The 25,608-nt window shown below is 41.4% G+C and carries 24 protein-coding genes and 1 pseudogene; 14 read left to right on the top strand and 11 right to left on the bottom strand.

The features are described 5' to 3' along the window. Positions 1–79: 79 nt before the first annotated feature. Complete coding sequence (gene glmS, locus P8P68_RS08360; RefSeq protein ID WP_084945081.1) at positions 80–1,888, bottom strand: glutamine--fructose-6-phosphate transaminase (isomerizing); 1,809 nt, start codon at positions 1,886–1,888, stop codon at positions 80–82. A gap of 243 nt (positions 1,889–2,131) precedes the next feature. Here glmS and P8P68_RS08355 point away from each other — a divergent pair, with 243 nt between their 5' ends. Further along, the gene (locus P8P68_RS08355) at positions 2,132–2,515 is read left to right on the top strand and encodes an EamA family transporter (protein ID WP_278276310.1); all 384 of its coding nucleotides are present in this window, start codon (positions 2,132–2,134) and stop codon (positions 2,513–2,515) included. A gap of 37 nt (positions 2,516–2,552) precedes the next feature. Here the strand turns inward: P8P68_RS08355 and P8P68_RS08350 are convergent, their stop codons facing one another. The 9 genes from P8P68_RS08350 to P8P68_RS08310 form a co-directional block, all read right to left on the bottom strand. Beyond that, the gene (locus P8P68_RS08350) at positions 2,553–3,932 is read right to left on the bottom strand and encodes a glycoside hydrolase family 1 protein (protein WP_278275863.1); all 1,380 of its coding nucleotides are present in this window, start codon (positions 3,930–3,932) and stop codon (positions 2,553–2,555) included. A gap of 111 nt (positions 3,933–4,043) precedes the next feature. Further along, entirely contained in the window at positions 4,044–5,897 is a 1,854-nt protein-coding gene (locus tag P8P68_RS08345; RefSeq protein WP_000814033.1) for a proline--tRNA ligase, read from the bottom strand. Between the two features lie 16 nt (positions 5,898–5,913). Next, positions 5,914–7,170 (bottom strand): RIP metalloprotease RseP, encoded by a 1,257-nt coding sequence (gene rseP / locus P8P68_RS08340; protein ID WP_000579738.1) that lies wholly within the window; start codon positions 7,168–7,170, stop codon positions 5,914–5,916. Between the two features lie 15 nt (positions 7,171–7,185). Beyond that, positions 7,186–7,989, bottom strand: coding sequence for a phosphatidate cytidylyltransferase (locus P8P68_RS08335; RefSeq protein WP_000159122.1), 804 nt, complete (start codon positions 7,987–7,989; stop codon positions 7,186–7,188). Between the two features lie 8 nt (positions 7,990–7,997). Next, positions 7,998–8,756 carry an isoprenyl transferase gene (locus P8P68_RS08330; protein ID WP_000466705.1) on the bottom strand — a complete coding sequence of 253 codons (759 nt, stop codon included), beginning with the start codon at positions 8,754–8,756 and terminating at the stop codon, positions 7,998–8,000. Between the two features lie 206 nt (positions 8,757–8,962). Beyond that, positions 8,963–9,547: a nucleotidyltransferase family protein gene (locus tag P8P68_RS08325; protein ID WP_001098879.1), complete on the bottom strand. Its 585-nt coding sequence runs from the start codon at positions 9,545–9,547 to the stop codon at positions 8,963–8,965. Continuing rightward, positions 9,528–10,526, bottom strand: coding sequence for a Holliday junction branch migration DNA helicase RuvB (gene ruvB / locus P8P68_RS08320; protein WP_016893669.1), 999 nt, complete (start codon positions 10,524–10,526; stop codon positions 9,528–9,530). Before ruvB ends, P8P68_RS08325 begins: the two co-directional genes overlap by 20 nt. 184 nt (positions 10,527–10,710) lie before the next feature. Then, positions 10,711–13,122: a flavocytochrome c gene (locus P8P68_RS08315; protein ID WP_278275862.1), complete on the bottom strand. Its 2,412-nt coding sequence runs from the start codon at positions 13,120–13,122 to the stop codon at positions 10,711–10,713. Between the two features lie 25 nt (positions 13,123–13,147). Then, positions 13,148–13,756 carry an NADPH-dependent FMN reductase gene (locus P8P68_RS08310; RefSeq protein WP_278275861.1) on the bottom strand — a complete coding sequence of 203 codons (609 nt, stop codon included), beginning with the start codon at positions 13,754–13,756 and terminating at the stop codon, positions 13,148–13,150. Between the two features lie 218 nt (positions 13,757–13,974). On the opposite strand from P8P68_RS08310, the gene P8P68_RS08305 reads away from it, so the two are divergent. From P8P68_RS08305 to erm(B), 9 genes and pseudogenes are all read left to right on the top strand, one after another. Beyond that, the gene (locus P8P68_RS08305) at positions 13,975–15,180 is read left to right on the top strand and encodes an OFA family MFS transporter (RefSeq protein WP_278275860.1); all 1,206 of its coding nucleotides are present in this window, start codon (positions 13,975–13,977) and stop codon (positions 15,178–15,180) included. A gap of 315 nt (positions 15,181–15,495) precedes the next feature. Then, positions 15,496–15,810 carry a YdcP family protein gene (locus P8P68_RS08300; RefSeq protein ID WP_000420682.1) on the top strand — a complete coding sequence of 105 codons (315 nt, stop codon included), beginning with the start codon at positions 15,496–15,498 and terminating at the stop codon, positions 15,808–15,810. A 15-nt stretch (positions 15,811–15,825) separates the two neighbouring features. Further along, positions 15,826–16,212 carry a YdcP family protein gene (locus tag P8P68_RS08295; protein WP_000985015.1) on the top strand — a complete coding sequence of 129 codons (387 nt, stop codon included), beginning with the start codon at positions 15,826–15,828 and terminating at the stop codon, positions 16,210–16,212. A gap of 28 nt (positions 16,213–16,240) precedes the next feature. Continuing rightward, positions 16,241–17,626, top strand: a pseudogene (locus tag P8P68_RS08290) (FtsK/SpoIIIE domain-containing protein). 2 nt (positions 17,627–17,628) lie between these two features. Then, positions 17,629–17,781, top strand: a complete 153-nt coding sequence (locus P8P68_RS08285) for a hypothetical protein (protein WP_000879507.1) — start codon at positions 17,629–17,631, stop codon at positions 17,779–17,781. A 22-nt stretch (positions 17,782–17,803) separates the two neighbouring features. Beyond that, the gene (gene mobT, locus P8P68_RS08280) at positions 17,804–19,024 is read left to right on the top strand and encodes a MobT family relaxase (protein WP_000398285.1); all 1,221 of its coding nucleotides are present in this window, start codon (positions 17,804–17,806) and stop codon (positions 19,022–19,024) included. Beyond that, on the top strand, positions 19,014–19,181 hold the full coding sequence (locus P8P68_RS08275; RefSeq protein ID WP_000502600.1) for an MLS leader peptide: 168 nt from the start codon (positions 19,014–19,016) through the stop codon (positions 19,179–19,181). Before mobT ends, P8P68_RS08275 begins: the two co-directional genes overlap by 11 nt. Before the next feature lie 48 nt (positions 19,182–19,229). Then, the gene (locus P8P68_RS08270) at positions 19,230–19,313 is read left to right on the top strand and encodes a 23S rRNA methyltransferase attenuator leader peptide ErmL (protein ID WP_033647236.1); all 84 of its coding nucleotides are present in this window, start codon (positions 19,230–19,232) and stop codon (positions 19,311–19,313) included. 124 nt (positions 19,314–19,437) lie between these two features. Next, positions 19,438–20,175 (top strand): 23S rRNA (adenine(2058)-N(6))-methyltransferase Erm(B), encoded by a 738-nt coding sequence (erm(B), locus tag P8P68_RS08265; protein WP_001038795.1) that lies wholly within the window; start codon positions 19,438–19,440, stop codon positions 20,173–20,175. 256 nt (positions 20,176–20,431) lie between these two features. On the opposite strand, the gene P8P68_RS08260 is transcribed toward erm(B), so the two are convergent. Continuing rightward, on the bottom strand, positions 20,432–21,679 hold the full coding sequence (locus tag P8P68_RS08260) for an ISL3 family transposase (protein ID WP_000019067.1): 1,248 nt from the start codon (positions 21,677–21,679) through the stop codon (positions 20,432–20,434). 179 nt (positions 21,680–21,858) lie between these two features. On the opposite strand from P8P68_RS08260, the gene P8P68_RS08255 reads away from it, so the two are divergent. The 4 genes from P8P68_RS08255 (at position 21,859) to P8P68_RS08240 (ending at position 25,606) form a co-directional block, all read left to right on the top strand. After that, positions 21,859–22,080: a hypothetical protein gene (locus tag P8P68_RS08255; RefSeq protein ID WP_001009056.1), complete on the top strand. Its 222-nt coding sequence runs from the start codon at positions 21,859–21,861 to the stop codon at positions 22,078–22,080. A 116-nt stretch (positions 22,081–22,196) separates the two neighbouring features. After that, positions 22,197–22,694, top strand: coding sequence for an antirestriction protein ArdA (locus P8P68_RS08250; RefSeq protein WP_000342539.1), 498 nt, complete (start codon positions 22,197–22,199; stop codon positions 22,692–22,694). 88 nt (positions 22,695–22,782) lie between these two features. Next, complete coding sequence (locus tag P8P68_RS08245) at positions 22,783–23,175, top strand: conjugal transfer protein (protein ID WP_000723888.1); 393 nt, start codon at positions 22,783–22,785, stop codon at positions 23,173–23,175. Next, complete coding sequence (locus P8P68_RS08240; RefSeq protein WP_000331160.1) at positions 23,159–25,606, top strand: ATP-binding protein; 2,448 nt, start codon at positions 23,159–23,161, stop codon at positions 25,604–25,606. The genes P8P68_RS08245 and P8P68_RS08240 overlap by 17 nt, the downstream gene beginning before the upstream one ends. Positions 25,607–25,608 lie beyond the last annotated feature (2 nt).

Genomic DNA, 25,608 nt, shown 5'->3' with positions numbered 1-25,608 from the left:
AGTATTTTATCACTAATTAGTTTTACTTTCAATGGATTTGCTCATTAGAAAAAGCCTAGATGAACTAGACTTTCTTGGTTTATTCTACTGTTACTGACTTAGCAAGGTTACGTGGTTTGTCCACATCGAGTCCACGGTGGAGGGTTGCAAAGTAAGCGACCAATTGCGTTGGTACGACCATTGAGATTGGTGAGAGGTAAGGGTGGACAGTCGTAAGAACGATATCATCTGTCTCTTTGGCAACATTTTCTTCTGCGATTGTAAGTACCTTAGCACCACGGGCTGCGACCTCCTGGATATTTCCACGAGTGTGGTTAGCAAGGACTGGATCTGACAAGAGGGCCAAGACAGGTGTCCCCTCTTCAATCAAGGCAATGGTTCCGTGCTTGAGTTCTCCTGCCGCAAAGCCTTCACATTGGATGTAAGAAATCTCTTTTAGCTTAAGACTGGCTTCCATGGCTACATAGTAGTCTTGACCACGTCCGATGTAAAAGGCATTGCGAGTGGTTTCGAGAAGGTCACGAACCTTTGCATCAATGGTTTCTTTTTCTGAAAGGGTTGATTCGATAGACTGAGCTACGATTGACAACTCATGAACCAGGTCAAAGGCTTGCGCTTTGGCATTGCCATTTGCTTCCCCGACTGCTTTTGCAAGGAAGGCAAGGGCTGCGATTTGTGCTGTGTAGGCCTTGGTTGATGCCACGGCAATTTCAGGACCTGCGTGAAGAAGCATGGTATGGTTGGCTTCACGTGATAGGGTTGAACCTGGCACGTTTGTCACTGTCAAGCTTGGAATGCCCATTTCATTGGCCTTAACCAAAACCTGACGGCTATCCGCTGTTTCACCAGACTGGCTGATAAAGATGAAGAGTGGTTTTTTGCTGAGAAGTGGCATACCATAGCCCCACTCAGAAGAGATTCCAAGTTCAACTGGCGTATCCGTCAATTCTTCCAGCATCTTCTTAGAAGCAAATCCTGCGTGGTACGATGTCCCAGCTGCAAGGATGTAGATGCGGTCTGCATCTTGAACAGCCTTGATGATAGCTGGATCTACGACAACTTGACCAGCCTCATCTGTGTAGGCTTGGATGAGTTTACGCATAACCGTTGGTTGCTCGTCGATTTCCTTGAGCATGTAGTAAGGATAAGTCCCCTTACCGATATCTGACAAGTCGAGCTCCGCAGTATAGCTGGCACGTTCACGGCGATTGCCATCATAGTCTTGAACTTCGACACTATCAGCCTTGACGATTACCAACTCTTGGTCATGAATTTCCATGTATTGGTTGGTTTCACGAATCATAGCCATAGCATCTGAGCAGACCATGTTGTAGCCTTCTCCAAGACCAATCAAGAGTGGTGATTTGTTCTTAGCGACATAGATGACATCTGGATTTTCAGAGTCAATCAAGGCAAAGGCATAAGAACCACGGATGATGTGAAGGGCTTTTTTGAAGGCTTCAAGAACTGAAAGACCATCTTCTTCTGCAAATTTTCCAATCAGGTGAACGGCAATTTCTGTATCGGTTTGCCCCTTAAAGTGGTGACCTGCAAGGTATTCTTCCTTGATTTCAAGGTAGTTTTCAATCACTCCATTGTGCACCAAGACAAAACGTCCTGCCTCAGAGCGGTGTGGGTGAGCATTGTCCTCAGTTGGTTTTCCGTGAGTCGCCCAACGCGTATGTCCGATACCAGTCGTTCCCTCAACACCGGCTGTCTTAGCAGACAATTCTGCGATACGACCGACAGCCTTGACTAGATGATTTTCAGCACCACCTAGGACAAAAATCCCCGCAGAATCATAACCACGGTATTCGAGCTTTTCAAGCCCTTGAATCAAAATATCAGTTGCATTTGTGTTTCCAACAACACCAACAATTCCACACATAGTATATACGACACAGACCAGCTGTGCTTTCTCCTTAAATTGGTATAGTCTAATTCTCGCTTTACGGAATCAGCAAAAACAGTATATACTTGTTTTTCTCACTTGTCAAGAATAAAAATTGGTATAGCTTCTATAGAGTTCCTGAAATTGAGATTTCACCTAATAGCTGACAAGGCAGATGCTTTACTTATAGTCGTAAGGGAGGAGGTTGCCATGTGATTTTTCTTCGCACTTTTATCTGCTATCTTTGCTGCCCTAACGTCAATTCTAGCCAAGATTGGGATTGAGGGAGTTCCATCCAATCTAGCAACTGCTATTCGTACGGTCGTCGTCATTCTTATGGCCTGGGCCATGGTTTTCTTGATCAATAGCCAGACCGAAATTGTCAACATCAGTAGAGAAAGTTGGCTCTTTCTCATCTTATCTGGCTTGGCCACTGGCACCTCCTGGCTCTGCTACTACAAGGCACTACAGATGGGCAATGGGACTGAGGTAGCCGCTGTCGATAAATTCCGTCTCGTCATCACCCTTGTTCTAGCCTTTTTCTTCCTACAGGATATCCTGACGTTTAAAACAATCATTGGCTGTATCCTGATTACGCTTGGGACCTTGGTGATGATCTTATAATAAAAAAGTGAGATGAAGATCACCTCACTTTTTATTCTTAAAATCCATTATTTTCACTGAGCTCTTTGAACCAGTGACCTGATTTCTTCAGGCGACGTTCCTGCGTTTCCAAGTCAAGCTCAACCAAACCATAGCGGTTTTTATAACTATTGAGCCATGACCAGCAGTCGATAAAGGTCCAGATTAAGTAACCTTTACAGTTAGCACCGTCTTCAATGGCGCGATGAAGCTCAGCAAGATGCCCTTTGACAAAGTCAATACGATAGTCGTCCTGAATCATGCCATTCTCTCGGAATTTATCTTCACCTTCAACACCCATGCCATTCTCTGTCAGCATCCACTCGATATTGCCATAGTTTTCCTTGATGTTTTGGGCGATATGGTAAATCCCTTGCTCGTAGATTTCCCAACCACGGTGTGGATTAATTTTACGGCCTGGCATGACATAAGGCTCATAGAAATGCTCTGGCAAAAGCGGGCTATCAGGATGCTTAGCAAAACGTGGGGCCATAACACGCAAAGGCTGATAGTAGTTCACTCCTAGAAAATCAACAGTGTTCTCGCGAATGAGGTCTAACTCTTCTGCTGTAAAATCTGGCAGCAAATCATGCTCAGCTAAAATCTCCACTAACTCTTCTGGATAAGTCCCCAAGACAGATGGATCTAGGAAAGACTGGGCTTGGAAGAGGTCCGCAATGCGAGCAGCCTTGACATCCGCAGGATGTTGGCTACGAGGATAAGCTGGTGTTAAGTTGAGGACAATCCCAATCTTGGAATCAGGCAAAATCTCATGACAGGCCTTCACCGCAAGACTACTAGCCAGTTGCGTATGATAAGCTACCTGAACCGCCGCCTTGGCATCCACCTTGTGTGGATAATGGGCATCATAAAAATAACCAAACTCCACAGGAACGATAGGTTCATTGAAGGTGATCCATTGGTCCACCAAGTCACCGTAGGTCTCAAAACAGAAACGCGCATAGTCTTCGTAGGCCTTAATGGTTGCCTTATTTTCCCAACCATCCCCATCTTCTTGTAGGGCAAAAGGCAGGTCAAAGTGATAGAGATTGACTAAGAGACGAATGCCCTTGGCCTTAATGGCTTCAAATACCTGACGGTAGAAAGCCACACCTTGAGGATTGACTTCTCCACGACCTTGCGGGAAAATACGTGACCACTGGATAGAAGTGCGAAAGGCTGTATGACCTGTTTCTACTAGAAGCTCAATATCCTTTTCCCAGTTTTCGTAAAAAGTCGATGTTTTGTCAGGTCCAATTCCATTGTAGTAGCGATTTGGTTCTACTTTGAACCAATAATCCCAGAGATTGTCTCCCTTGCCATCACCTGCTACACGTCCTTCTGTCTGTGGGCCAGAAGTCGAGGAACCCCAGACAAAATCCTTTGGAAATTTTAGCATACTTATACCTCTTTTGTTGATATTTTATGTGTCTATTCAGTCTTATTATATAGAAAAAACAAGGTAAAAACTAGTTACATTTTTGCCTTGTTTTTCTTCTGATTATAGTTTTTATTTTTTGCTTAGGATTTCAAGAGTTTCAAGCAAGTTGTCTGCGTGAACTTCAATGGTGTCACCAGTCGCCTTGATCTTAACTTCGACAATACCATCAGCCGCCTTCTTCCCAACAGTGATACGGATTGGAAGACCAATCAAGTCGCTATCGCTGAATTTAACCCCGACACGTTCGTTACGGTCATCCGTCAAGACTTCGTAACCAGCTTCCATCAAGTTGGCTTCCAATTTTTCTGTCAAGACTTGCGCTTCTTCATCTTTAACATTGACAGTAATCAAATGCACATCGAATGGCGCCAATTCTTTAGGGAAGTTAACTCCCCAAGCGTAACGGTATTCACCTTTTGGAGTTTTATTGACAAAGAGGCGAGCGTGTTGCTCCATAACTGCTGAGAGGAGACGGCTGACACCAATACCGTAACAACCCATGATGATTGGGATCGCACGGCCATTTTCATCCAAAACATCCGCACCCATGCTTGCTGAGTAGCGAGTTCCCAATTTGAAGATGTGACCAATCTCGATACCACGCGCAAAGTTAAGAACACCTTGTCCGTCTGGGGAAATTTCACCCTCACGAACTTCACGGATATCCACATATTCTGCAGTAAAGTCGCGACCTGGGTTCACACCCGTCAAATGGTAGCCATCTTCGTTAGCCCCTACAACAGCATTGCGAACATCTTGCACCTTGCGGTCAGCAATGATTTTCACATTTTCTGGCAAAGCAACTGGGCCAAGCGAACCAAAGCCAGCTGAGATAACATTTGCTACTTCTTCCTCGCTCGCAACGTCAAAGAAATCTGCTCCCAAGTGGTTTTTCAACTTAACTTCATTGAGTTGGTCATTTCCAACTAGAAGGGCTGCAACAAGCTCACTATCTGCCATATAGAAGAGGGTTTTGATGGTTTGTTCTTGCGGAACGTTTAGGAAGGCTGCGACTTCATCGATGGATTTAACACCTAGAGTTTCCACTCGAGTCACTTCTTCTTCCGCAACGACACGGTTGCTTGGTTTGTACTCATTTGTTGCCATTTCCAAGTTAGCCGCATAGCCAGACTCACTTGAGTAGGCAATGGTGTCTTCACCAGAAACCATCCATTTGAGCAATTCTGCCTTGATTTCTTCTTGCACTTCTGTAGGAATCTCATCAAATGAGGCAACTGACTTGTCTAAGACAACCCAGCGGTCAAGGTCTGTACGAGCAGGTGTAATCGCCATAAATTCTTGACTGTCCTTACCACCCATGGCACCACCGTCACCGATGATAGCCTTGAAATCCAAACCACTACGAGTGAAGATGCGCTCATAGGCTGCCTTGTATTCATCATAGGTCACATCCAAGCTATCATAGTTGGCATGGAAACTGTAACCGTCTTTCATGATGAACTCACGTGTACGAAGAAGTCCGTTACGTGGGCGTTTTTCATCACGGTATTTCGGTTGGATTTGGTAAAGGTTGAGTGGCAATTGCTTGTAAGACTTGACAGAGTCACGGACAATGGCTGTAAAAGTCTCTTCGTGTGTCGGACCTAGGATAAAGTCTGACTTTTCACGATTTTTCAGTTTATAAAGGTCTTCACCATAGGTTTCGTAACGGCCTGATTCACGCCAAAGATCGGCACTGAGAAGGGCAGGAGCCAACATTTCCACCGCACCAATCTTATCAAACTCTTGGCGCATAATGTTTTTAGCCTTTTCAATCACACGGTTAGCGAGTGGCAGGTAAGAATAAACACCGGCAGAAACTTGACGAACATAACCAGCACGCAACATAAGGGCATGGCTGATAACTTGAGCATCGCTTGGCATTTCGCGAAGCGTTGGGATTAGCATTTTACTTTGTTTCATAATATTCCTCGATTATCTAAAAGAAGAGTCGCATAATGTCATTCCAGGTTACAGCTAGCATCAAGACAACCATGATAACTACACCAGCCATGGTGACATAGGTTTCAATTTCTTGTTTAAGGGGTTTCCGGCGGATAGCCTCTAGGATATTGAGCACAATCTTTCCACCATCCAAAGCCGGAATCGGAATCAAGTTAAAAATCCCGATATTGATGGAAATCACGGCTAGGAAATAGAGGACATTCTCAATTCCATTTTTAGCAGCATCGCTACTTGCCTTAAAAATAGCAACGGGACCACCGAGTTTGTTCAAATCTGGATGGAAAATCAAGTTTTTCAGAGCCGAAAGGATACGAAGTCCTGAGTCAGCTGCAGTTGTAAATCCACCAACAAACATGGATAGAAAGTCTGACTTGACTCCCGGTTGAACCCCAAGAATATAACGTCCTTGATTCTCTTCTGGAGTCACCGTGACTTGTTTTTCACTACCATTTTCGGAAATGGTCACATCTAAGGTCGGGGCTGTCTTGTCCTTGGTATCTGCTTCCACAGCCTGGGTCAAGTCTTGCCAATTCTTAACCTCATGCGAGCCGACCTTGGTGATTTGAGCTGTCTCAGCTACGCCCACCTTAGCCAAAGCGCCCTCTGGCATGACGTGAAAGAGATTGGTCTGAGTATCTCTAACACCGCCCTGCAAAAAGATCAAGATCCAAAAAACAACAACACCTAAGATAAAGTTATTCATAGGACCTGCAAAGTTGGTGATGAGCTTGCCCCAGATAGAAGCATTTTGATACTGTACATCCAAAGGAGCGATGCGCACTTCGGTTCCGTCTTCTTCAACAACCGTTGCATCGTGATCTACTGCAAAAATCTTTTCTTCTTCCAAGACCAACCCCTTGATAAAGAGCTTGTCTTCAAAGTCAAACTGGGTTACCTGCATAGGAAGAGCCGTTTGATCCAGTTTCTTCCCTGAGAGGTTGATCCGTTTGACCTTACCATCATCAGCAAGTGTTAAACTGACCGGAGTTCCTGTCTTAATTTCTGTCGCATCATCACCCCAGCCTGCCATACGAACATAGCCTCCTAGAGGAAGGATTCGAATGGTATAAGCAGTGCCATCCTTACCGATATGGGAAAAAATCTTGGGCCCCATACCAATGGCAAATTCACGAACTAAAATGCCCGATTTCTTGGCAAAATAAAAATGTCCAAACTCATGCACCACCACAATAATCCCAAAAACGAGGATAAAGGTTAGCAATCCAATCATTCAATATTCCTTTCTTTAAAACAGGCCAAATAAGTGCATCATTGGAAACACAATCAGCATGCTGTCAAAGCGATCCAACACACCGCCATGTCCAGGGATAAATTTTCCAGAATCCTTGACACCGAAATGGCGTTTCATGGCACTCTCAATCAAGTCACCAAACTGACCTGCCACACTGAAGAAGGCAGCAAAGAGACTCATTCTATAAATCCCATAAGGAAGAGCAACTGTGCTGTCCACTAACATGAAAATCACTGTTATCAGTACCGCACCTAGAATACCCCCGACAAATCCCTCAATACTCTTATTAGGAGAAACTCTCGGAGCCAACTTATGTTTACCAAAATTCATCCCTGTCAGGTAGGCTGCGCTATCTGTCGCCCAAACGATAAAGAGAGCCAGAAGCACCTTGTCAAAACCTGCCACCCGAGCATCTAGTAAGGCATTGAAGCCAAAACCAACATAAAAGCTCACAGCAATTGGAAAAGCGGCATCTTCAATCGTATAGCTTTTACTGAAAACGGTTGTCCCTAGCATTATGGTAATCAGAACACTATAGGCAACTACATTCCCATCAACAGGCAAAAAAGTTAGGTAATTTTCTAAAGGAACTGTGAGAGCGAAGGTCGCAAAAAGAGTCAAGGCACCCTCAATGGTCATAGTCTTTAGCCCCTTCATGTGCAAGAGTTCATGGACGCCTAGCATTGCTAACAAGCCAATCCCTACCTGCAACAAGAGCCCTCCCGCAAACAAGACTGGAAGGAAAATCGCCAGGGCCAATACCGCAAACAATGTTCTCTTTTGTAAATCCTTGGTCATATCTTCTCCTAAACTCCTCCAAAACGGCGATTGCGATGGTTAAAAGCAGCAATAGCTTCCTGCAAGGCGGCTTCATCAAAATCAGGCCACAAGGTATCCGTAAAGTAAAGCTCACTATAGGCTGCTTGCCATGGCAAGAAATTACTTAAACGCAACTCACCACTCGTACGGATAATCAAATCAGGATCCCGCAAATCCTTTGGCAGGTGCTGCGTGAAAAGATAGTCCCCAATCATATCTTCTGTGATGTCACCAGGGTTGATTTTAGCATCTAGAACATCTTGAGCCAAGCCCTTAAGAGCCTGCGTAATTTCAGCACGGCCACCATAGTTAAGCGCAAAATTGAGAATCAAGCCCGTATTGTTCTTGGTCAATTCCTCTGCTTTTTTCAAAGCTTCAAAAGTCGGCTTAGGCAAACGGTCTGTCTCCCCAATCATCTGAATCTTAACGTTATTTGCATGCAATTCAGGGACATAGTTATCATAAAACTCGACTGGCAAGTTCATGATAAACTTGACTTCTTGATCTGGGCGCGTCCAATTTTCCGTTGAAAAGGCATAAACCGTGATGACCTTGACTCCCATCTTGTTAGCTGCCTTGGTTACCTTTTGAAGGGCTTCCATTCCCGCCTTATGACCAAAAACCCGTGGTTGCATCCGTTTTTTAGCCCAACGGCCATTCCCATCCATGATGATGCCAATATGAGCAGGAACCTGTGTTGGAACCTCGACTTCTACAGCTTTATCTTTCTTAAAAAATCCAAACATGTTCTTATTCCTATTCAAAAATCTATCGTTTCATTATACCATATTTCCCTATTTTCTTCTATTGCTAAGTTATTAGCTCTCCGTACAGACAAAAAATAAGCCGCCTGATTGGGCGACTTAATTTTATAGGGAGATTATTATGAAAAAGTTTTAGGAGTTTAAGTTAAGTTACTCTTAACTTATGAACCTAGTATACCGTCCCTAACTTAAATTTTTCTTAAGTTTTTTGAAAAAGTGAGATTTTTCCATTTTTCTTGCCAATTTTTCTTGGACAAGCGTTCTTGATAGAGCTTCATTCGGTCCTCATTCTCTAAAAAATGAGGAGTTGGGGAAACCTGAAAGTTCAAAATATCCTCTATACCATAGGGGACAAAGAGCTCCAAAGTTGCGTCGGCATGCAAGCGGAGTCCTATCGCCGTACACTGTTCCGGATATTTACTCATGGCATCACAAGAACTCGTGTAAGGCACAGTGTGGGGACTGTGCAGATGCATATAGACCTGATTTTTCAACTCCCAATGATATTGAGGGAAATCTTCTCTCAGCTTTTTCTCTATGGATACTGTTTCCTCATAAGAAATATCTGGATCAAAGAAAATCACATCCACATCCGTCTCACGGTCAAAAGGCGATTTGTCTGACAAGAGATTCCAGATGAAATTTCGGACCGAACCTGCTGCCAACCACGAGTCTTTCAGATCAAGGTCACGAATGATGGTCAAAATGGTCATCATATCCGGATTTTCTCTGAAAGTATCTAGAATTTTTTGTTCATTTTTCACTGTATTCATACCCTAAATGCTCATATGCCTTAGCCGTTGCAACCCGCCCAGAACGAGTTCGCATGATGAAACCTTTCTGAATCAGGTAAGGTTCGTACATATCTTCGACTGTCTCACGCTCCTCGGCAATATTAACAGAAAGAGTTCCTAAACCGACAGGACCACCACCGTACATCTCAATCATGGTGCGAAGGATTTTTTGGTCTACATAGTCCAAACCTTCACGGTCTACATCCAGCATGGTCAAAGCCTTATCCGTAATCACATCATCAATCAAGCCATCCCCCATAATCTGGGCAAAGTCGCGCACGCGCTTGAGGAGACGATTGGCGATACGAGGAGTTCCTCGACTGCGTAAGGCCAACTCCGAAGCTGCCTCATGGGTGATTTCCATCTCAAAAATATCTGCCGTCCGCTCAACAATCTCTGTCAAGTCAGCGTGGGCATAGTATTCCATATGACCCGTAATCCCAAAACGTGCTCGTAGAGGATTAGAAAGCATCCCCGCACGTGTCGTCGCACCAATCAAGGTAAAAGGCGGCAAGTCCAAATGGACACTGCGACTGCCCTCTCCAGCCCCAATCATGATGTCAATGTAAAAGTCCTCCATGGCACTATAAAGTACCTCTTCCACCGACATGGGCAAGCGATGAATCTCGTCAATAAAGAGAACGTCTCCAGGCTCCAAATCATTCAAAATCGCTACCAGATCCCCTGCTTTTTCGATAACAGGACCAGACGTTTGCTTGAGATTGACTCCCAGTTCATTGGCAATAACAAAGGCCATGGTTGTTTTCCCGAGACCTGGAGGACCAAATAAAAGAACATGGTCCAGTGCCTCATCCCGCATTTTGGCAGCCTCGATAAAGATTTGCAGCTGGTCCTTGACCTTATCCTGACCGATATATTCACGTAAATATTGGGGACGGAGGGTACGTTCTACTAACTCCTCATCCCCCATGATCTCATTGTCTAAAATTCTACTCATGGCTCTATTATATCAAAAATCCAAGCCACAAACAAAAAAGCCACCTGATTGGGTGGCTTCATTAGGGAGATTATTATGAAAAAGAAAAGTTTAGGATTTCATTAAATAAAGTTAGGAGGTCTTTATTTAATAACTATATGATACACAAGGAGACTTAAAATTCCCTTAATTTTTAAATCAATCACTAACAATTTTCTTTAACAGCTGTTTGACCTGCAATACGTCCAAAAGTAAAGATATCCGTAAGCGAATTTCCTCCTAGACGGTTACCTGCATGGAGTCCACCTGCGACTTCTCCGGCAGCATACAAACCAGGGATAATCTGACCGTTTTCATTCAAAACGTGTGTTGAAGTATCAATCTTGAGTCCACCCATTGTATGGTGAACAGCTGGTTTTCTCGGTGTTGCGTAAAATGGCGCAACCTCACACTTGAGATCAAAACTACCCTTGTTAAATTCAGGGTCGAATCCTGCATCCACATAAGAGTTATACTTCTTGATTGTATCTGCTAACACCTCTGGATTCATACCAATCTGAACAGCCAACTCTTCTATCGTATCTGCACGGTAAAGAGTGCCTGCTTTAACTTGGGCATCGATTTTTTCTTGGCTAGTATTGTAGGCTGTTTCCTTGATACGTTCATCTGCGATTAGATAGAACAAGCCTCCATTATCAATCGCCGCTTGAGATAGCTTGTCTCGGCTACCGTACTCATCTACAAAGCGCTTCCCTTCAGTATTTACCATGATGAAGTTTGCTGGAGGAACTTGAAGTCCTGAGAAAAGAGCTCCTGTCACTGGATCGGATACTGGCATCATTTGACTAAAGCCCATACCCACTAAATCTGCACCTACACTTTGCCCTAAAAGAATACCATCTCCTGTTACAGCTGGTGTATTAGATGTAGCAATATCATCTGCAATTTCAGTCCAGTAGGTATTGTATTTTTGTAGCATCTTTGTATTGGCACCAAATCCTCCAGAAGCTAGAACAACGGCATCTGCATTGACAATGATGGTTTGACCATTTCGACCTTCTGCTCTGACACCCTTGACAGCCCCGTCTTTTACAAGCAATTCTTTAACTGGAGAATCTGTCAAAATCTTGCCACCATGTTCTAGAACATATTTTTGTAGGACAGATATAAAGGCATACCCCATTGGTTGAACCGGCTTATGGCCACGACGCCAAAGGGCTCCAACTGGCATTGTCACTTCGCTACGAACAAATTCAACGCCGATGTCTTCCAACCAACGAACAGACTCTAGGGCCCGTTCGGTTAAAACAGAAACCAAATCGTATTGGCCATGAATTTCATTCCCTTGTAAATCTTTTCGTTTCCCACCGATATAGGTTTGGATACGATAGAGCAAGGTAGAATCGAACAAATAGCTCGGGTCCTGCAAATACTGCTCAACCTCAACTTTCAAGGCTCTAAAGTCCTCTAGATATTCTGGATCAATCGTTGATTCATCTGTCGCAATCAATTCTTGAAGCGTATGTGCCTCACCTGGATGAGCTGCGAAGGTTCCTTGCCATGCTGGATCTGGTGCATTCATTGGACCACCTGCACGAACAGTATTTCCTCCAATTGCAGGAAATTTCTCAACAACAATTGGCTTCTTACCAGCTTGTAAGACTGCAGCCGCTGCAGCTAATCCAGCTCCTCCGCCTCCGACGATGACAACATCTGCCTGATAGGTCTTATCTTCTTTATCTAGGGCAGATGGCGCTTTTGAACGCTTCCGTAAAACATCTGGATTTGCACCGGCTTGTTTGACTGCACGCGCAACTCCATCTAAAACACCATTTGAAGTCACAGAAGCTCCTGACACCGCATCAACATTTAATGTTTGCCCCTCAATGATTTCTGCTGGAATACGGGTAAAGACGACATCTGCGATTCCTGAAGATTCTCCAGAAGAATCGATTTCAATTTTTTCAATACGGTCCTCAGAAACCGTGACATCCATCGGCAATTTACCATTATGGCCTTCAGTTGTAACATGGTAAGTCCCCGGTTCAAAGCGAACTTCTTCAGGAAGGTTTAGTTGGTTTGCAATAGATACAAAGCGAAGGAAGCGATAAAAACAACTATCTAAGAAATCAACGGTTCGCTCATCAATCAAATCTCCATTGTCATCAAACGCTCGATGCGCTCGACCAAGTAAAAACTCACTACCTGGCATAACTGTTGCATTTACCCCAGGAGCATCCAAAATCTGACGAAGATGAAGTTGGGCACGTGAAGAACCTTGAATATCGTAGGAAGCTCCGACAATCATTGTCGGCTTTCCGTCTAGTGGATGAATGTTAAAAGACAACCACTCGAGCAAGCTATTCAAACTTGATGGAATCGTATGATTGTGCTCGGGTGTCGAGATAATGACACCATCAGCTTCTGAAATAGCTTTATTAAACTTCTGAATAATAGGTGTATCTGTTTGATCATCTGTTTCATTGAACATTGGTACATCTGTTATCTCTAAAATCTCAATATCCGCTTTCTGAGCAAAATGTCTTTTCATAAATTGCAACAGGTTGCGATTATAGGATTTTTTTGCATTAGTCCCAACAATAGCTACTAATTTCATGGATTGTTCTCCTTTCTTGAAATACTTATGCTTTCAACCATTCTTCCCAAATGAAAGATTTCTTACGATTTGTATCTTCTGGTTTGACCAAAGCCTTTGTTAGTTCAACAAAATTTTGAAACTCTGAAAAATGTTCTTCTAGTTCTGCAACCTTTTCAGGATTGTTCAAATGACACTCATCATCTAGGACTTGCTCAGAATGACCTAGAAAGAACTCTGTACCCGGCATAACTCTCGCTTTAAGCTCCGGCGCATCTAAAATCTGGCGTAAATGTGCCTGCGCTCTAGAGGTTCCAAGCAAACCGAGAGAAGCACCAACAATCATCGTTGGTTTGTTAACCAAAGCACGACTGGTATAAGCAATCCACTCCAAAGCAGAGGCCAAAGGTGCTGGTATTGTGTGATTGTACTCAGGTGTTGAAATAATCACACCATCTGCAGCAAGAATTTTTTCTGAAAAAGCTTGAACTTCAGCTGGCGCTTGCTTGTCCTCAGGTTCGTTAAAGGCTGGCAATTGTTTGATTTCCAATACCTCAATGTCGGCTTTATCCGAAAAGTGCTTTTGCATAAATTTCAAGAGTTTCCGATTGGTTGAGCGATCTGAATTGGTTCCAACGATAGCAACTAGTTTCATCTTGGTACCCCTTTCATTTATTTAATCTACTTTCATTATACTACTTTAGAAAATCTTGTAAATCCTTGATAATAAAGACCGTGTTATTCTATCAGATTATCGTACTTTAGTACAAGTTCGTGAAAAAATTAACAAAATATCTTCATAAACTATTGACCGGTTTCCTTAACTATGATATAGTCTTGGTGAAAAAATATACATTTAAGGAGGATGTTTTTATGAAAGAGACATTCAATCGTTGGAGGATTTTAGTCGCGTCTACAGCCATTCTTCTTTGTACAGGTGCCGTCTATTCCTTTTCTGTTTTTGCCGGACCACTTAGCAGTTCAACAGGCTGGTCCATGTCTGATATTATGTTAGCATTTGCTATCAACTCTGCAATAGGCCCTATCCCCATGATTCTCGGAGGTTATTTAGTTGACAAAGGTTATGTAAAATGGACCATCGCCCTCGGCGCTCTTCTATTTGCTAGCGGATTTTACTTAACCGGCTATGCCAATTCACCAGCCATGCTTTATTTGACCTATGGATTAATGGCCGGGCTTGGTCAAGGTTTTGCCTATTCAGGTGCCCTCTCCAATTCACTTCGCCTCTTCCCTGATAAACGTGGCTTAGCCTCTGGAATTCTGACAGGTGGCATGGGATTTGCCGCAGTCATCGCTTCTCCAGTCGCGAGCAATCTCATTCAAAAACAAGATGCCTTCTTTGCTTTTCGTACAATTGGGCTAGTCTATATTGTTGTTATCATCTGTGCAATTTTCTTTATTAAGGCAGCTCCAAGCGGCTACCAACCAGCAGGCTGGAAAGCTCCTATCCCAACCAAACAAGGACCTACTAATAAAAACTGGAAACAAATGCTACAAAGTCCTCTGTTTTACATTATCATTAGCATGTTCTTTGTTGGCGCCTTTTCTGGTTTGATGATTGCCTCTCAAGCATCACCAATCGGTCAATCAATGTTTGGACTCTCTGCAGGCACTGCAGCTCTCTATGTCTCTCTTTATTCAATCGCAAACTCTAGTGGTCGTTTTATCTGGGGATCACTTTCTGATAAAATCGGCCGTTCAAAGACCTTATTGATTATCTATTCTGTCATTGTCCTAGCTTTATTCTCCCTAACTATCGTCCCTGGTCAATTTGGGTTTACCTTAGGAATTATAGGACTTGGTATCTGCTTTGGTGGTGTTATGGGGGTCTTCCCATCTATCGTCATGGAAAATTATGGCCCTGCAAATCAAGGAGTCAACTACGGTATCGTCTTCACTGGATATTCTTTAGCAGCATTTTTCGCTCCCAAGGTCGCTGTTCAAATGGCAATGGCTAATAATGGAAATTATAGTGTAGCTTTTTATGTTGCTATTGCTTTAGCCTTCATTGGACTTATGCTTACTATTTTTTATATGAAAAATAGCATAAAAATCTAGTTATCCGCATAAAAACTGGACTTATCACACTTTATCAAGGTCAAAACCACTCAATTTACTACTAATTTACTACTTATGAATGAGCTTTGATACGACGATTTATCCTTGAAAAGTGAAGATATAAAGATACTTCCAATAAAATTTGAATATTTAATAGGTAGACACTTCAAAAAATGAGGTGTCTATTTTTTTACCCGATTTTGAAAGGAAGTGAACTTATGAAAACAAAAAATCAAGAATCAAAAGGTCGTTCCCCACTCTTTAAGACCATCAAACATTCATTCAGCCAATAAAAAAGAAAGGATAGGTAAAAATATGGAACTTAAATTTGTGATTCCCAACATGGAAAAAACATTCGGCAATTTAGAATTTGCTGGCGAGGATAAAGTCGTTCAGCGAAGAATCAACGGACGGCTAACTGTCTTATCAAGAAGCTATAATCTCTATTCTGATGTTCAAAGAGCAGATGATATTGTGGTGGTGCTTCCTGCTGAAGCTGGCGAAAAACATTTCGGCTTTGAGGAACGTGTGAAGTTAGTCAATCCACGTATTACCGCAGAGGGCTACAAAATCGGCACTCGTGGTTTTACAAATTACCTTTTACATGCTGACGACATGATAAAAGAATAAAGAAAGAGAGGAAAAATGATGAGATTAGCAAATGGCATTGTATTAGATAAAGACACGACTTTTGGAGAATTGAAATTCTCTGCTCTACGTCGTGAAGTGAGAATCCAAAATGAAGACGGGTCGGTTTCAGATGAAATCAAGGAACGTACCTATGACTTAAAATCCAAAGGACAAGGACGCATGATTCAAGTAAGTATTCCTGCCAGCGTGCCTTTGAAAGAGTTTGATTATAACGCACGGGTGGAACTTATCAATCCCATTGCGGACACCGTTGCTACTGCCACCTATCAAGGAGCAGATGTTGACTGGTATATCAAGGCAGACGATATTGTGCTGACAAAGGATTCTAGTTCATTCAAAGCTCAACCACAAGCAAAGAAAGAACCGACACAAGACAAATAGTCGCTAGGTAGAAAGGAGACTTTTTCGCATGAAACAGCGTGGTAAAAGGATTCGCCCATCTGGTAAAGATTTAGTCTTTCATTTTACGATAGCGTCACTCCTGCCTGTTTTCCTGCTGGTTGTCGGACTGTTTCATGTGAAGACAATCCAGCAGATCAACTGGCAGGATTTTAACCTATCACAAGCAGATAAGATTGACATTCCCTATTTAATTATCAGTTTCAGTGTCGCAATTCTTATCTGCTTGCTGGTAGCGTTTGTATTCAAACGGGTTCGCTATGATACGGTTAAACAACTTTACCACCGTCAAAAACTGGCAAAGATGATACTTGAAAACAAGTGGTATGAATCTGAACAGGTCAAAACAGAGGGTTTCTTTAAAGATAGTGCTGGTCGTACAAAGGAAAAGATAACCTACTTCCCTAAAATGTATTATCGACTTAAAAATGGCTTGATACAGATACGGGTGGAAATCACGCTGGGAAAATATCAAGACCAACTCTTACACTTGGAAAAGAAATTAGAGAGTGGCTTGTACTGTGAGCTGACGGATAAAGAGTTAAAGGATTCCTATGTGGAATATACTTTGCTCTATGACACCATAGCCAGTCGTATTTCTATTGATGAAGTAGAAGCTAAAGATGGTAAACTTCGCTTAATGAAAAACGTATGGTGGGAATATGATAAGCTCCCTCATATGTTGATTGCTGGTGGTACAGGTGGCGGTAAAACTTACTTTATACTGACACTGATTGAAGCCTTGCTTCATACAGATTCAAAACTGTATATTCTTGACCCGAAAAATGCTGACCTTGCGGACTTAGGTTCTGTGATGGCAAATGTCTACTATAGAAAAGAAGACTTGCTTTCTTGCATTGAAACATTCTATGAAGAAATGATGAAACGTAGTGAGGAAATGAAGCAGATGAAGAACTATAAGACTGGCAAAAATTATGCTTACTTAGGTCTCCCGGCACACTTCTTAATCTTTGATGAATACGTCGCTTTCATGGAAATGCTGGGAACAAAAGAAAACACCGCAGTTATGAATAAGCTGAAACAGATTGTCATGTTAGGTCGTCAAGCTGGCTTCTTTCTAATACTGGCTTGTCAACGTCCAGACGCAAAATATTTAGGCGACGGAATCCGTGATCAGTTTAATTTCAGAGTGGCTTTAGGTCGTATGTCTGAAATGGGCTATGGCATGATGTTTGGCAGTGACGTACAAAAGGATTTCTTCTTAAAGCGAATCAAAGGTCGTGGCTATGTTGATGTAGGAACAAGTGTCATATCATAGTTTTATACTCCCCTTGTACCAAAAGGATATGATTTCTTGGAGGAAATTAAAAAGTTATCCAACAGCAGACAGTCCACGCAGGCGACGTGCGAAGCGGAAGTCGCAGGTGTGGACTGATCTTGCTGGCTGGTGTGGCAATAGCCACGCCAGCACTTAACCCCCCGTATCTAACAGGGGGGTACAAATCGACAGGAAACAGTCAAAAAAACATTAGAAAATCCTTTGGTTACAAGGGATTTACAAAATTTCAGCGTATGTCAAATGGGCTTTAAAAGTTGACATACGCCTTTTTGATTGGAGGGATTTTTACTGAATGAACAAACTTGGTTACAGCATTTAAAAGAAAAACGCTTGGCTTATGGACTATCTCAAAACCGTTTAGCTGTTGCGACTGGTATTACAAGGCAGTATCTAAGCGATATTGAAACAGGAAAAGTCAAGCCATCAGAGGATTTACAGCAGTCCCTTTGGGAAGCTCTGGAACGCTTCAATCCCGACGCTCCCCTTGAAATGCTGTTTGATTATGTAAGGATTCGCTTTCCGACAACAGACGTACAGCAGGTGGTCGAAAACATCTTACAACTGAAACTGTCCTATTTTCTTCATGAGGACTATGGTTTCTATTCTTATTCAGAGCATTATGCTTTAGGCGACATATTCGTCCTTTGCTCCCATGAACTGGACAAAGGAGTTCTGGTGGAATTGAAAGGTCGTGGGTGCAGACAATTTGAAAGCTATCTTCTGGCACAACAAAGAAGCTGGTATGAGTTCTTTATGGACGTTTTGGTGGCTGGCGGTGTGATGAAACGCCTTGACCTTGCCATTAACGATAAGACAGGGATTTTGAATATCCCTGTACTCACTGAAAAGTGCCAACAGGAAGAATGTATCTCCGTCTTCCGCAGTTTTAAAAGCTATCGCAGTGGCGAACTGGTACGCAAAGAGGAAAAGGAATGTATGGGAAACACCCTCTATATCGGTTCATTACAAAGTGAAGTTTATTTCTGTATCTATGAAAAGGACTACGAGCAGTACAAGAAAAATGATATTCCCATTGAAGACGCAGAAGTAAAAAACCGTTTTGAGATTCGATTGAAAAATGAGCGTGCCTATTATGCAGTCCGTGATTTACTCGTCTATGACAATCCAGAGCATACCGCCTTTAAAATTATCAATCGGTATATCCGTTTTGTAGATAAAGACGATTCCAAACCTCGTTCTGATTGGAAACTGAATGAAGAATGGGCTTGGTTTATTGGGAACAATCGTGAACGATTAAAACTAACCACAAAACCAGAGCCTTACTCCTTCCAAAGGACGCTGAACTGGCTATCTCATCAAGTTGCCCCGACCTTAAAGGTTGCGATTAAACTTGATGAAATCAACCAGACGCAGGTTGTAAAAGACATTCTCGACCATGCGAAACTGACAGACCGACACAAGCAGATTTTGAAGCAACAGTCAGTAAAAGAACAGGACGTGATAACAACAAAAAAAGGATATAATGGGAGATAAGACGGTTCGTGTTCGTGCTGACTTGCACCATATCATAAAAATCGAAACAGCAAAGAATGGCGGAAACGTAAAAGAAGTTATGGAAATAAGACTTAGAAGCAAACTTAAGAGTGTGTTGATAGTGCATTATCTTAAAATTTTGTATAATAGGAATTGAAGTTAAATTAGATGCTAAAAATTTGTAATTAAGAAGGAGGGATTCGTCATGTTGGTGTTCCAAATGCGTAATGTAGATAAAACATCTACTGTTTTGAAACAGACTAAAAACAGTGATTACGGAGATAAATAAATACGTTAGATTAATTCCTACCAGTGACTAATCTTATGACTTTTTAAACAGATAACTAAAATTACAAACAAATCGTTTAACTTCTGTATTTGTTTATAGATGTAATCACTTCAGGAGAGATTACATGAACAAAAATATAAAATATTCTCAAAACTTTTTAACGAGTGAAAAAGTACTCAACCAAATAATAAAACAATTGAATTTAAAAGAAACCGATACCGTTTACGAAATTGGAACAGGTAAAGGGCATTTAACGACGAAACTGGCTAAAATAAGTAAACAGGTAACGTCTATTGAATTAGACAGTCATCTATTCAACTTATCGTCAGAAAAATTAAAACTGAATACTCGTGTCACTTTAATTCACCAAGATATTCTACAGTTTCAATTCCCTAACAAACAGAGGTATAAAATTGTTGGGAATATTCCTTACCATTTAAGCACACAAATTATTAAAAAAGTGGTTTTTGAAAGCCGTGCGTCTGACATCTATCTGATTGTTGAAGAAGGATTCTACAAGCGTACCTTGGATATTCACCGAACACTAGGGTTGCTCTTGCACACTCAAGTCTCGATTCAGCAATTGCTTAAGCTGCCAGCGGAATGCTTTCATCCTAAACCAAAAGTAAACAGTGTCTTAATAAAACTTACCCGCCATACCACAGATGTTCCAGATAAATATTGGAAGCTATATACGTACTTTGTTTCAAAATGGGTCAATCGAGAATATCGTCAACTGTTTACTAAAAATCAGTTTCATCAAGCAATGAAACACGCCAAAGTAAACAATTTAAGTACCATTACTTATGAGCAAGTATTGTCTATTTTTAATAGTTATCTATTATTTAACGGGAGGAAATAATTCTATGAGTCGCTTTTTTAAATTTGGAAAGTTACACGTTACTAAAGGGAATGGAGATAAATTATTAGATATACTACTGACAGCTTCCAAGAAGCTAAAGAGGTCCCTAGCGCCTACGGGGAATTTGTATCGATAAGGGGTACAAATTCCCACTAAGCGCTCGGGACCCCTTGTAGGAAAATGTCCTAAGTGGGATATCTGTCAACTGGTATGGTTGACTAAAAATACTTCCTACGAAAATGTAGGGGGTATTTTTTTACGAAAAAATACAATCGATTCTTAAAAAGAAAAATTTTTGATTGGCAAAACCATAACAAGTTCGTTTTAGGGTTTTGATTTTGCGATTGATGCCTTCTAAAGGACCATTAGAGTATTCAAATTTAGCGCTATTTAAGACATATTTTCTGTTTTGACGAAGGGTTTGAATAGCAGTATCCATTTCTGTATTGGTTTTTTGGTAGTCTAAGATGGTTGACTCTAGTAATTCACTATTGCGCTCGTTTAGGGCTTTCGTGATATCTTGGTAAGTTTGGTATACTTCAGCGAACTTGGAAAATTTACTAGTAATGAGATCAACAGCATTTTGGCGAGTCATATATTGTTTAACGCCGCGAAGAAAAACTACTTCTTCAGGGTGAAGATCTTCAGCTTTTTTATGGAATAGCTTCCAATGTGACTTCATAATTTTATATTCTTGGCTCTGTTTATCAAGTTGCTTTAGGATAGAGATACGACAATTGTCCAAAGCGCGACCAGCTAATTGTACAAGGTGGAAGCGATCAATAATGATATTGGCATTAGGGAAAAGGCGATAGATAAAACTTTGATATTGAGCATTTAAATCAATTACAACTGATTGAACGCATTCGCGTTCGGCTTTTGAATAACGACTTTCAAAATAATCAACAATGGTAGGTGATAGACGATCCTGTAACTTTGTGACAATTTGGTGGGTTTCAGCGTCACAACAGATAAAGGACATCACAGACTTAATTGAACGAAACTCGTCAAAACATAGATGCTTAGGCAACTTAGCCACACGATAGTGTGGTTCCATGCGCTCTAAGATTGTTCGACGAACACTGCTAGGAGAGCAGTGACACATTTCAGCAATAAGCTGACCAGATAAGCCTTTACGAGCTAAAAGCATGATTTGATTTTTGAGATCACTGGATAAGGTTTGATTTTCTTTGGTTAAATTAGTAATAGCACCAAAAGTAGTATGGCATGATTTACATTTATAGCGTTGTTTACGAAGCTCTAGTTCATATCTTCTCCCATTTAAACTTGCCAGTCGTACATGAGTTTTGCGAAAGCCATCCTTATTAACTGTGGGAAAGCCACAGTTACGACAACGATTAATCGGATAAGAAAGAGTAGCTGTTATTAGCGTTATATACTCTTTAACAGAATCGTTGTTGTGTTCAGCTTCTTCAACAGAAATAATTTTAATATTTTTATCTTTAATTCCAAGAATATTTAGGATAGAATCATTATGGGACATTTGTTTAACCTTCTTTCATGATTTTTGTGGTGAATTGATTGTATAACGAGGGGACAGCAAATGTCCTCTTTTTTGTATAAAAAAATCTGGCATGGAATCTCTATCCATACCAGAAAGTGTATACCCCAAAAAAATAACTCAAATACAAATTCATTGAATATAGAGAGGAGAACATTTTTATGAATTTTGGACAAAACCTTTATAACTGGTTTCTATCAAACGCTCAATCACTGGTGCTTTTAGCAATCGTTGTGATTGGCTTGTATCTTGGCTTCAAGCGTGAGTTTAGCAAACTGATTGGCTTTTTAATTATTGCGATTATTGCGGTTGGCTTAGTCTTCAACGCTGCTGGAGTAAAAGACATTTTACTAGAGCTATTCAATCGCATTATTGGTGCTTAAATAAAACCGTTCTTTTGTGGAATATAAGTGGTTTTCTTATGTTCCGCAAAGGAATGGTACACCAAACGAAGTGCGGTAGGGATTTTTGAATCTCTACAAAGAAAGGACGTGAATATATGGACGATATGCAAGTCTATATTGCGAATTTAGGCAAATACAATGAGGGCGAATTGGTCGGTGCGTGGTTTACCTTTCCCATTGACTTTGAGGAAGTCAAAGAGAAAATCGGCTTGAATGATGAATATGAGGAATACGCCATTCATGACTACGAGTTACCCTTTACGGTTGACGAATACACTTCCATTGGCGAACTCAATCGACTATGGGAAATGGTATCGGAATTACCCGAAGAATTACAATCGGAGCTATCTGCTCTGCTCACTCATTTTTCAAGCATTGAAGAACTAAGCGAACATCAAGAGGATATTATCATTCATTCCGATTGTGATGATATGTATGACGTGGCACGCTACTACATTGAAGAAACGGGTGCTTTAGGCGAAGTACCAGCTAGTCTTCAAAACTATATTGATTATCAAGCCTATGGTCGGGATTTAGACCTTTCAGGAACGTTTATCTCAACCAATCATGGGATTTTTGAAATCGTCTATTAAATCTGTCGGTACATTACTACTGGCAGATTTTCTATTTTACGGGGTGGCTCAATCAGCTACCCCTATTTTTTATGAAAGGATTGATTACATGAAGAAAATACGAAGCTATACCAGTATCTGGTCTGTGGAAAAGGTACTGTATTCTATCAATGATTTTAGACTTCCGTTTCCCATAACCTTTACGCAAATGACATGGTTTGTCGTGTCACTCTTTGCAGTGATGATACTTGGCAACTTGCCCCCTCTTTCCATGATAGAGGGAGCATTTCTCAAATACTTTGGGATTCCTGTGGCTTTCACATGGTTTATGTCTACAAAAACTTTTGATGGTAAAAAGCCTTATGGATTTTTGAAGTCTGTCATTGCTTATGCACTGCGACCAAAGCTGACCTATGCAGGAAAAAAAGTAACGCTTGGCAGAAACCAGCCACAAGAAGCCATTACAGCAGTTAGGAGTGAATTTTATGGCATATCCAATTAAATACATTGAAAACAATCTCGTCTGGAATAAAGACGGGGAATGTTATGCTTACTATGAGCTTGTTCCTTACAATTACTCATTTCTAAGTCCAGAACAGAAAATACAAGTGCATGATTCTTTCAGACAGCTTATCGCACAAAATCGTGATGGCAAAATTCATGCTTTACAAATCAGTACAGAATCCAGCATACGTTCTGCACAAGAGCGTTCCAAAAATGAAGTCACTGGCAAGCTCAAAGCGGTTGCCTATGACAAAATCGACCAACAGACAGACGCTTTAATATCCATGATTGGCGAAAATCAAGTGAACTACCGTTTCTTTATCGGCTTTAAGTTGCTTCTCAACGATCAGGAGTTTTCTATGAAAAGTCTTACCGTTGAAGCAAAAAATGCTTTGTCTGATTTTGTCTATGATGTGAACCATAAGCTGATGGGCGATTTTGTTAGTATGAGTAATGATGAAATCCTGCGTTTTCAGAAGATGGAAAAGCTCTTAGAAAATAAAATCTCTCGTCGTTTCAAAATCCGCAGGTTAGATAAGGACGACTTCGGCTATCTGATTGAACACCTTTACGGACAGACAGGCACTGCCTATGAAGAGTATGAGTACCATCTATCAAAGAAAAAGCTGGATAATGAAACGCTGATTAAATACTATGACTTGATTAAGCCTACTCGCTGTTTGGTGGAAGAAAAACAGCGATATTTGAAAATCCAGCAGGAAGATGAAACCGTCTATGTAGCTTACTTTACCATTAACAGCATTGTCGGAGAACTGGACTTCCCGTCCTCTGAAATCTTCTACTACCAGCAACAGCAATTTACATTCCCGATTGATACGTCAATGAATGTGGAAATTGTAGCGAATCGTAAAGCCCTATCTACTGTCCGCAATAAAAAGAAAGAACTGAAAGACTTGGATAACCACGCTTGGCAAAGTGATAATGAAACCAGCTCCAATGTGGCGGAAGCTCTGGAAAGTGTGAATGAGCTGGAAACCAATTTAGACCAAAGCAAGGAATCTATGTACAAGCTGTCTTATGTGGTAAGGGTATCAGCAAATGATCTTGACGAACTCAAACGTCGTTGTAATGAAGTGAAAGATTTTTATGACGATTTAAGCGTAAAACTGGTACGACCATTTGGGGATATGCTCGGCTTACATGAAGAATTTTTACCTGCCAGCAAGCGTTATATGAATGATTATATTCAATACGTGACCTCTGATTTCCTCGCTGGTTTAGGTTTTGGTGCTACTCAAATGCTGGGGGAAAATGAGGGGATTTATGTTGGCTACAGCTTAGATACTGGACGCAATGTCTATCTGAAACCTGCTCTTGCCAGTCAAGGGGTTAAGGGTTCAGTAACCAATGCGTTAGCGTCGGCTTTTGTTGGTTCGCTGGGTGGTGGTAAATCCTTTGCGAATAACCTTATCGTCTATTATGCGGTGCTTTATGGGGCACAAGCAGTGATTGTAGACCCAAAAGCAGAACGTGGCAGATGGAAAGAAACCTTGCCAGAGATTTCCCATGAAATCAATATCGTCACTCTGACTTCTGATGAGAAAAACAAAGGCTTACTTGACCCTTATGTGATTATGAAAAATCCCAAAGATTCTGAATCACTGGCTATTGATATTCTGACATTCCTTACGGGGATTTCCTCTCGTGATGGGGAACGCTTCCCAATCCTTAGAAAAGCCATTCGTGCAGTAACCAATAGTGAAGTACGAGGGTTGATGAAAGTGATTGAGGAATTACGGGTTGAGAATACGCCACTAAGTACCAGTATAGCCGACCATATCGAAAGTTTTACAGACTATGACTTTGCACATTTATTATTCAGTAATGGTTATGTGGAGCAGTCTATCAGCTTAGAAAAACAACTGAACATTATACAGGTTGCGGACTTGGTACTTCCCGACAAGGAAACTTCCTTTGAGGAATATACCACTATGGAGCTTTTATCCGTTGCTATGCTGATTGTCATTAGTACCTTTGCTTTAGACTTTATCCATACAGACCGAAGCATTTTCAAGATTGTAGATTTAGACGAAGCATGGAGCTTTTTACAGGTAGCACAAGGAAAAACACTATCTATGAAGCTGGTTCGGGCTGGTCGTGCTATGAACGCTGGGGTATATTTCGTGACCCAAAATACAGACGACCTCTTAGATGAAAAACTGAAAAATAACCTCGGCTTAAAATTTGCATTTCGTTCCACTGACCTTAACGAGATTAAAAAGACCTTAGCCTTTTTTGGTGTAGACCCAGAGGACGAAAACAATCAGAAGCGATTGCGTGATTTGGAAAACGGGCAATGCCTTATCAGTGATTTATATGGTCGTGTCGGTGTGATACAGTTCCACCCTGTATTTGAAGAACTGCTCCATGCCTTTGATACCAGACCACCTGTGCGAAAAGAGGTGTAAAT

Source organism: Streptococcus sp. D7B5, from assembly GCF_029691405.1.
Lineage (GTDB): Bacteria > Bacillota > Bacilli > Lactobacillales > Streptococcaceae > Streptococcus.
The sequence above is the reverse complement of the archived record's forward strand: the minus strand, read 5'-3'. Positions and strand labels throughout refer to the sequence as shown.

Excerpts from the sequence above, each read along its gene's own strand:
- P8P68_RS08270 (WP_033647236.1), top strand. The coding sequence starts at position 19,230 with ATGTTGGTGTTCCAAATGCGTAATGTAGATAAAACATCTACTGTTTTG.
- P8P68_RS08325 (WP_001098879.1), bottom strand. The coding sequence starts at position 9,547 with ATGAATACAGTGAAAAATGAACAAAAAATTCTAGATACTTTCAGAGAA.
- P8P68_RS08255 (WP_001009056.1), top strand. The coding sequence starts at position 21,859 with ATGAATTTTGGACAAAACCTTTATAACTGGTTTCTATCAAACGCTCAA.
- P8P68_RS08245 (WP_000723888.1), top strand. The coding sequence starts at position 22,783 with ATGAAGAAAATACGAAGCTATACCAGTATCTGGTCTGTGGAAAAGGTA.
- P8P68_RS08335 (WP_000159122.1), bottom strand. The coding sequence starts at position 7,989 with ATGACCAAGGATTTACAAAAGAGAACATTGTTTGCGGTATTGGCCCTG.
- P8P68_RS08330 (WP_000466705.1), bottom strand. The coding sequence starts at position 8,756 with ATGTTTGGATTTTTTAAGAAAGATAAAGCTGTAGAAGTCGAGGTTCCA.
- rseP (WP_000579738.1), bottom strand. The coding sequence starts at position 7,170 with ATGATTGGATTGCTAACCTTTATCCTCGTTTTTGGGATTATTGTGGTG.
- P8P68_RS08305 (WP_278275860.1), top strand. The coding sequence starts at position 13,975 with ATGAAAGAGACATTCAATCGTTGGAGGATTTTAGTCGCGTCTACAGCC.
- P8P68_RS08350 (WP_278275863.1), bottom strand. The coding sequence starts at position 3,932 with ATGCTAAAATTTCCAAAGGATTTTGTCTGGGGTTCCTCGACTTCTGGC.
- ruvB (WP_016893669.1), bottom strand. The coding sequence starts at position 10,526 with ATGAGTAGAATTTTAGACAATGAGATCATGGGGGATGAGGAGTTAGTA.
- P8P68_RS08300 (WP_000420682.1), top strand. The coding sequence starts at position 15,496 with ATGGAACTTAAATTTGTGATTCCCAACATGGAAAAAACATTCGGCAAT.
- P8P68_RS08345 (WP_000814033.1), bottom strand. The coding sequence starts at position 5,897 with ATGAAACAAAGTAAAATGCTAATCCCAACGCTTCGCGAAATGCCAAGC.
- P8P68_RS08240 (WP_000331160.1), top strand. The coding sequence starts at position 23,159 with ATGGCATATCCAATTAAATACATTGAAAACAATCTCGTCTGGAATAAA.
- P8P68_RS08250 (WP_000342539.1), top strand. The coding sequence starts at position 22,197 with ATGGACGATATGCAAGTCTATATTGCGAATTTAGGCAAATACAATGAG.
- P8P68_RS08295 (WP_000985015.1), top strand. The coding sequence starts at position 15,826 with ATGATGAGATTAGCAAATGGCATTGTATTAGATAAAGACACGACTTTT.
- P8P68_RS08275 (WP_000502600.1), top strand. The coding sequence starts at position 19,014 with ATGGGAGATAAGACGGTTCGTGTTCGTGCTGACTTGCACCATATCATA.
- P8P68_RS08310 (WP_278275861.1), bottom strand. The coding sequence starts at position 13,756 with ATGAAACTAGTTGCTATCGTTGGAACCAATTCAGATCGCTCAACCAAT.
- glmS (WP_084945081.1), bottom strand. The coding sequence starts at position 1,888 with ATGTGTGGAATTGTTGGTGTTGTTGGAAACACAAATGCAACTGATATT.
- P8P68_RS08315 (WP_278275862.1), bottom strand. The coding sequence starts at position 13,122 with ATGAAATTAGTAGCTATTGTTGGGACTAATGCAAAAAAATCCTATAAT.
- P8P68_RS08260 (WP_000019067.1), bottom strand. The coding sequence starts at position 21,679 with ATGTCCCATAATGATTCTATCCTAAATATTCTTGGAATTAAAGATAAA.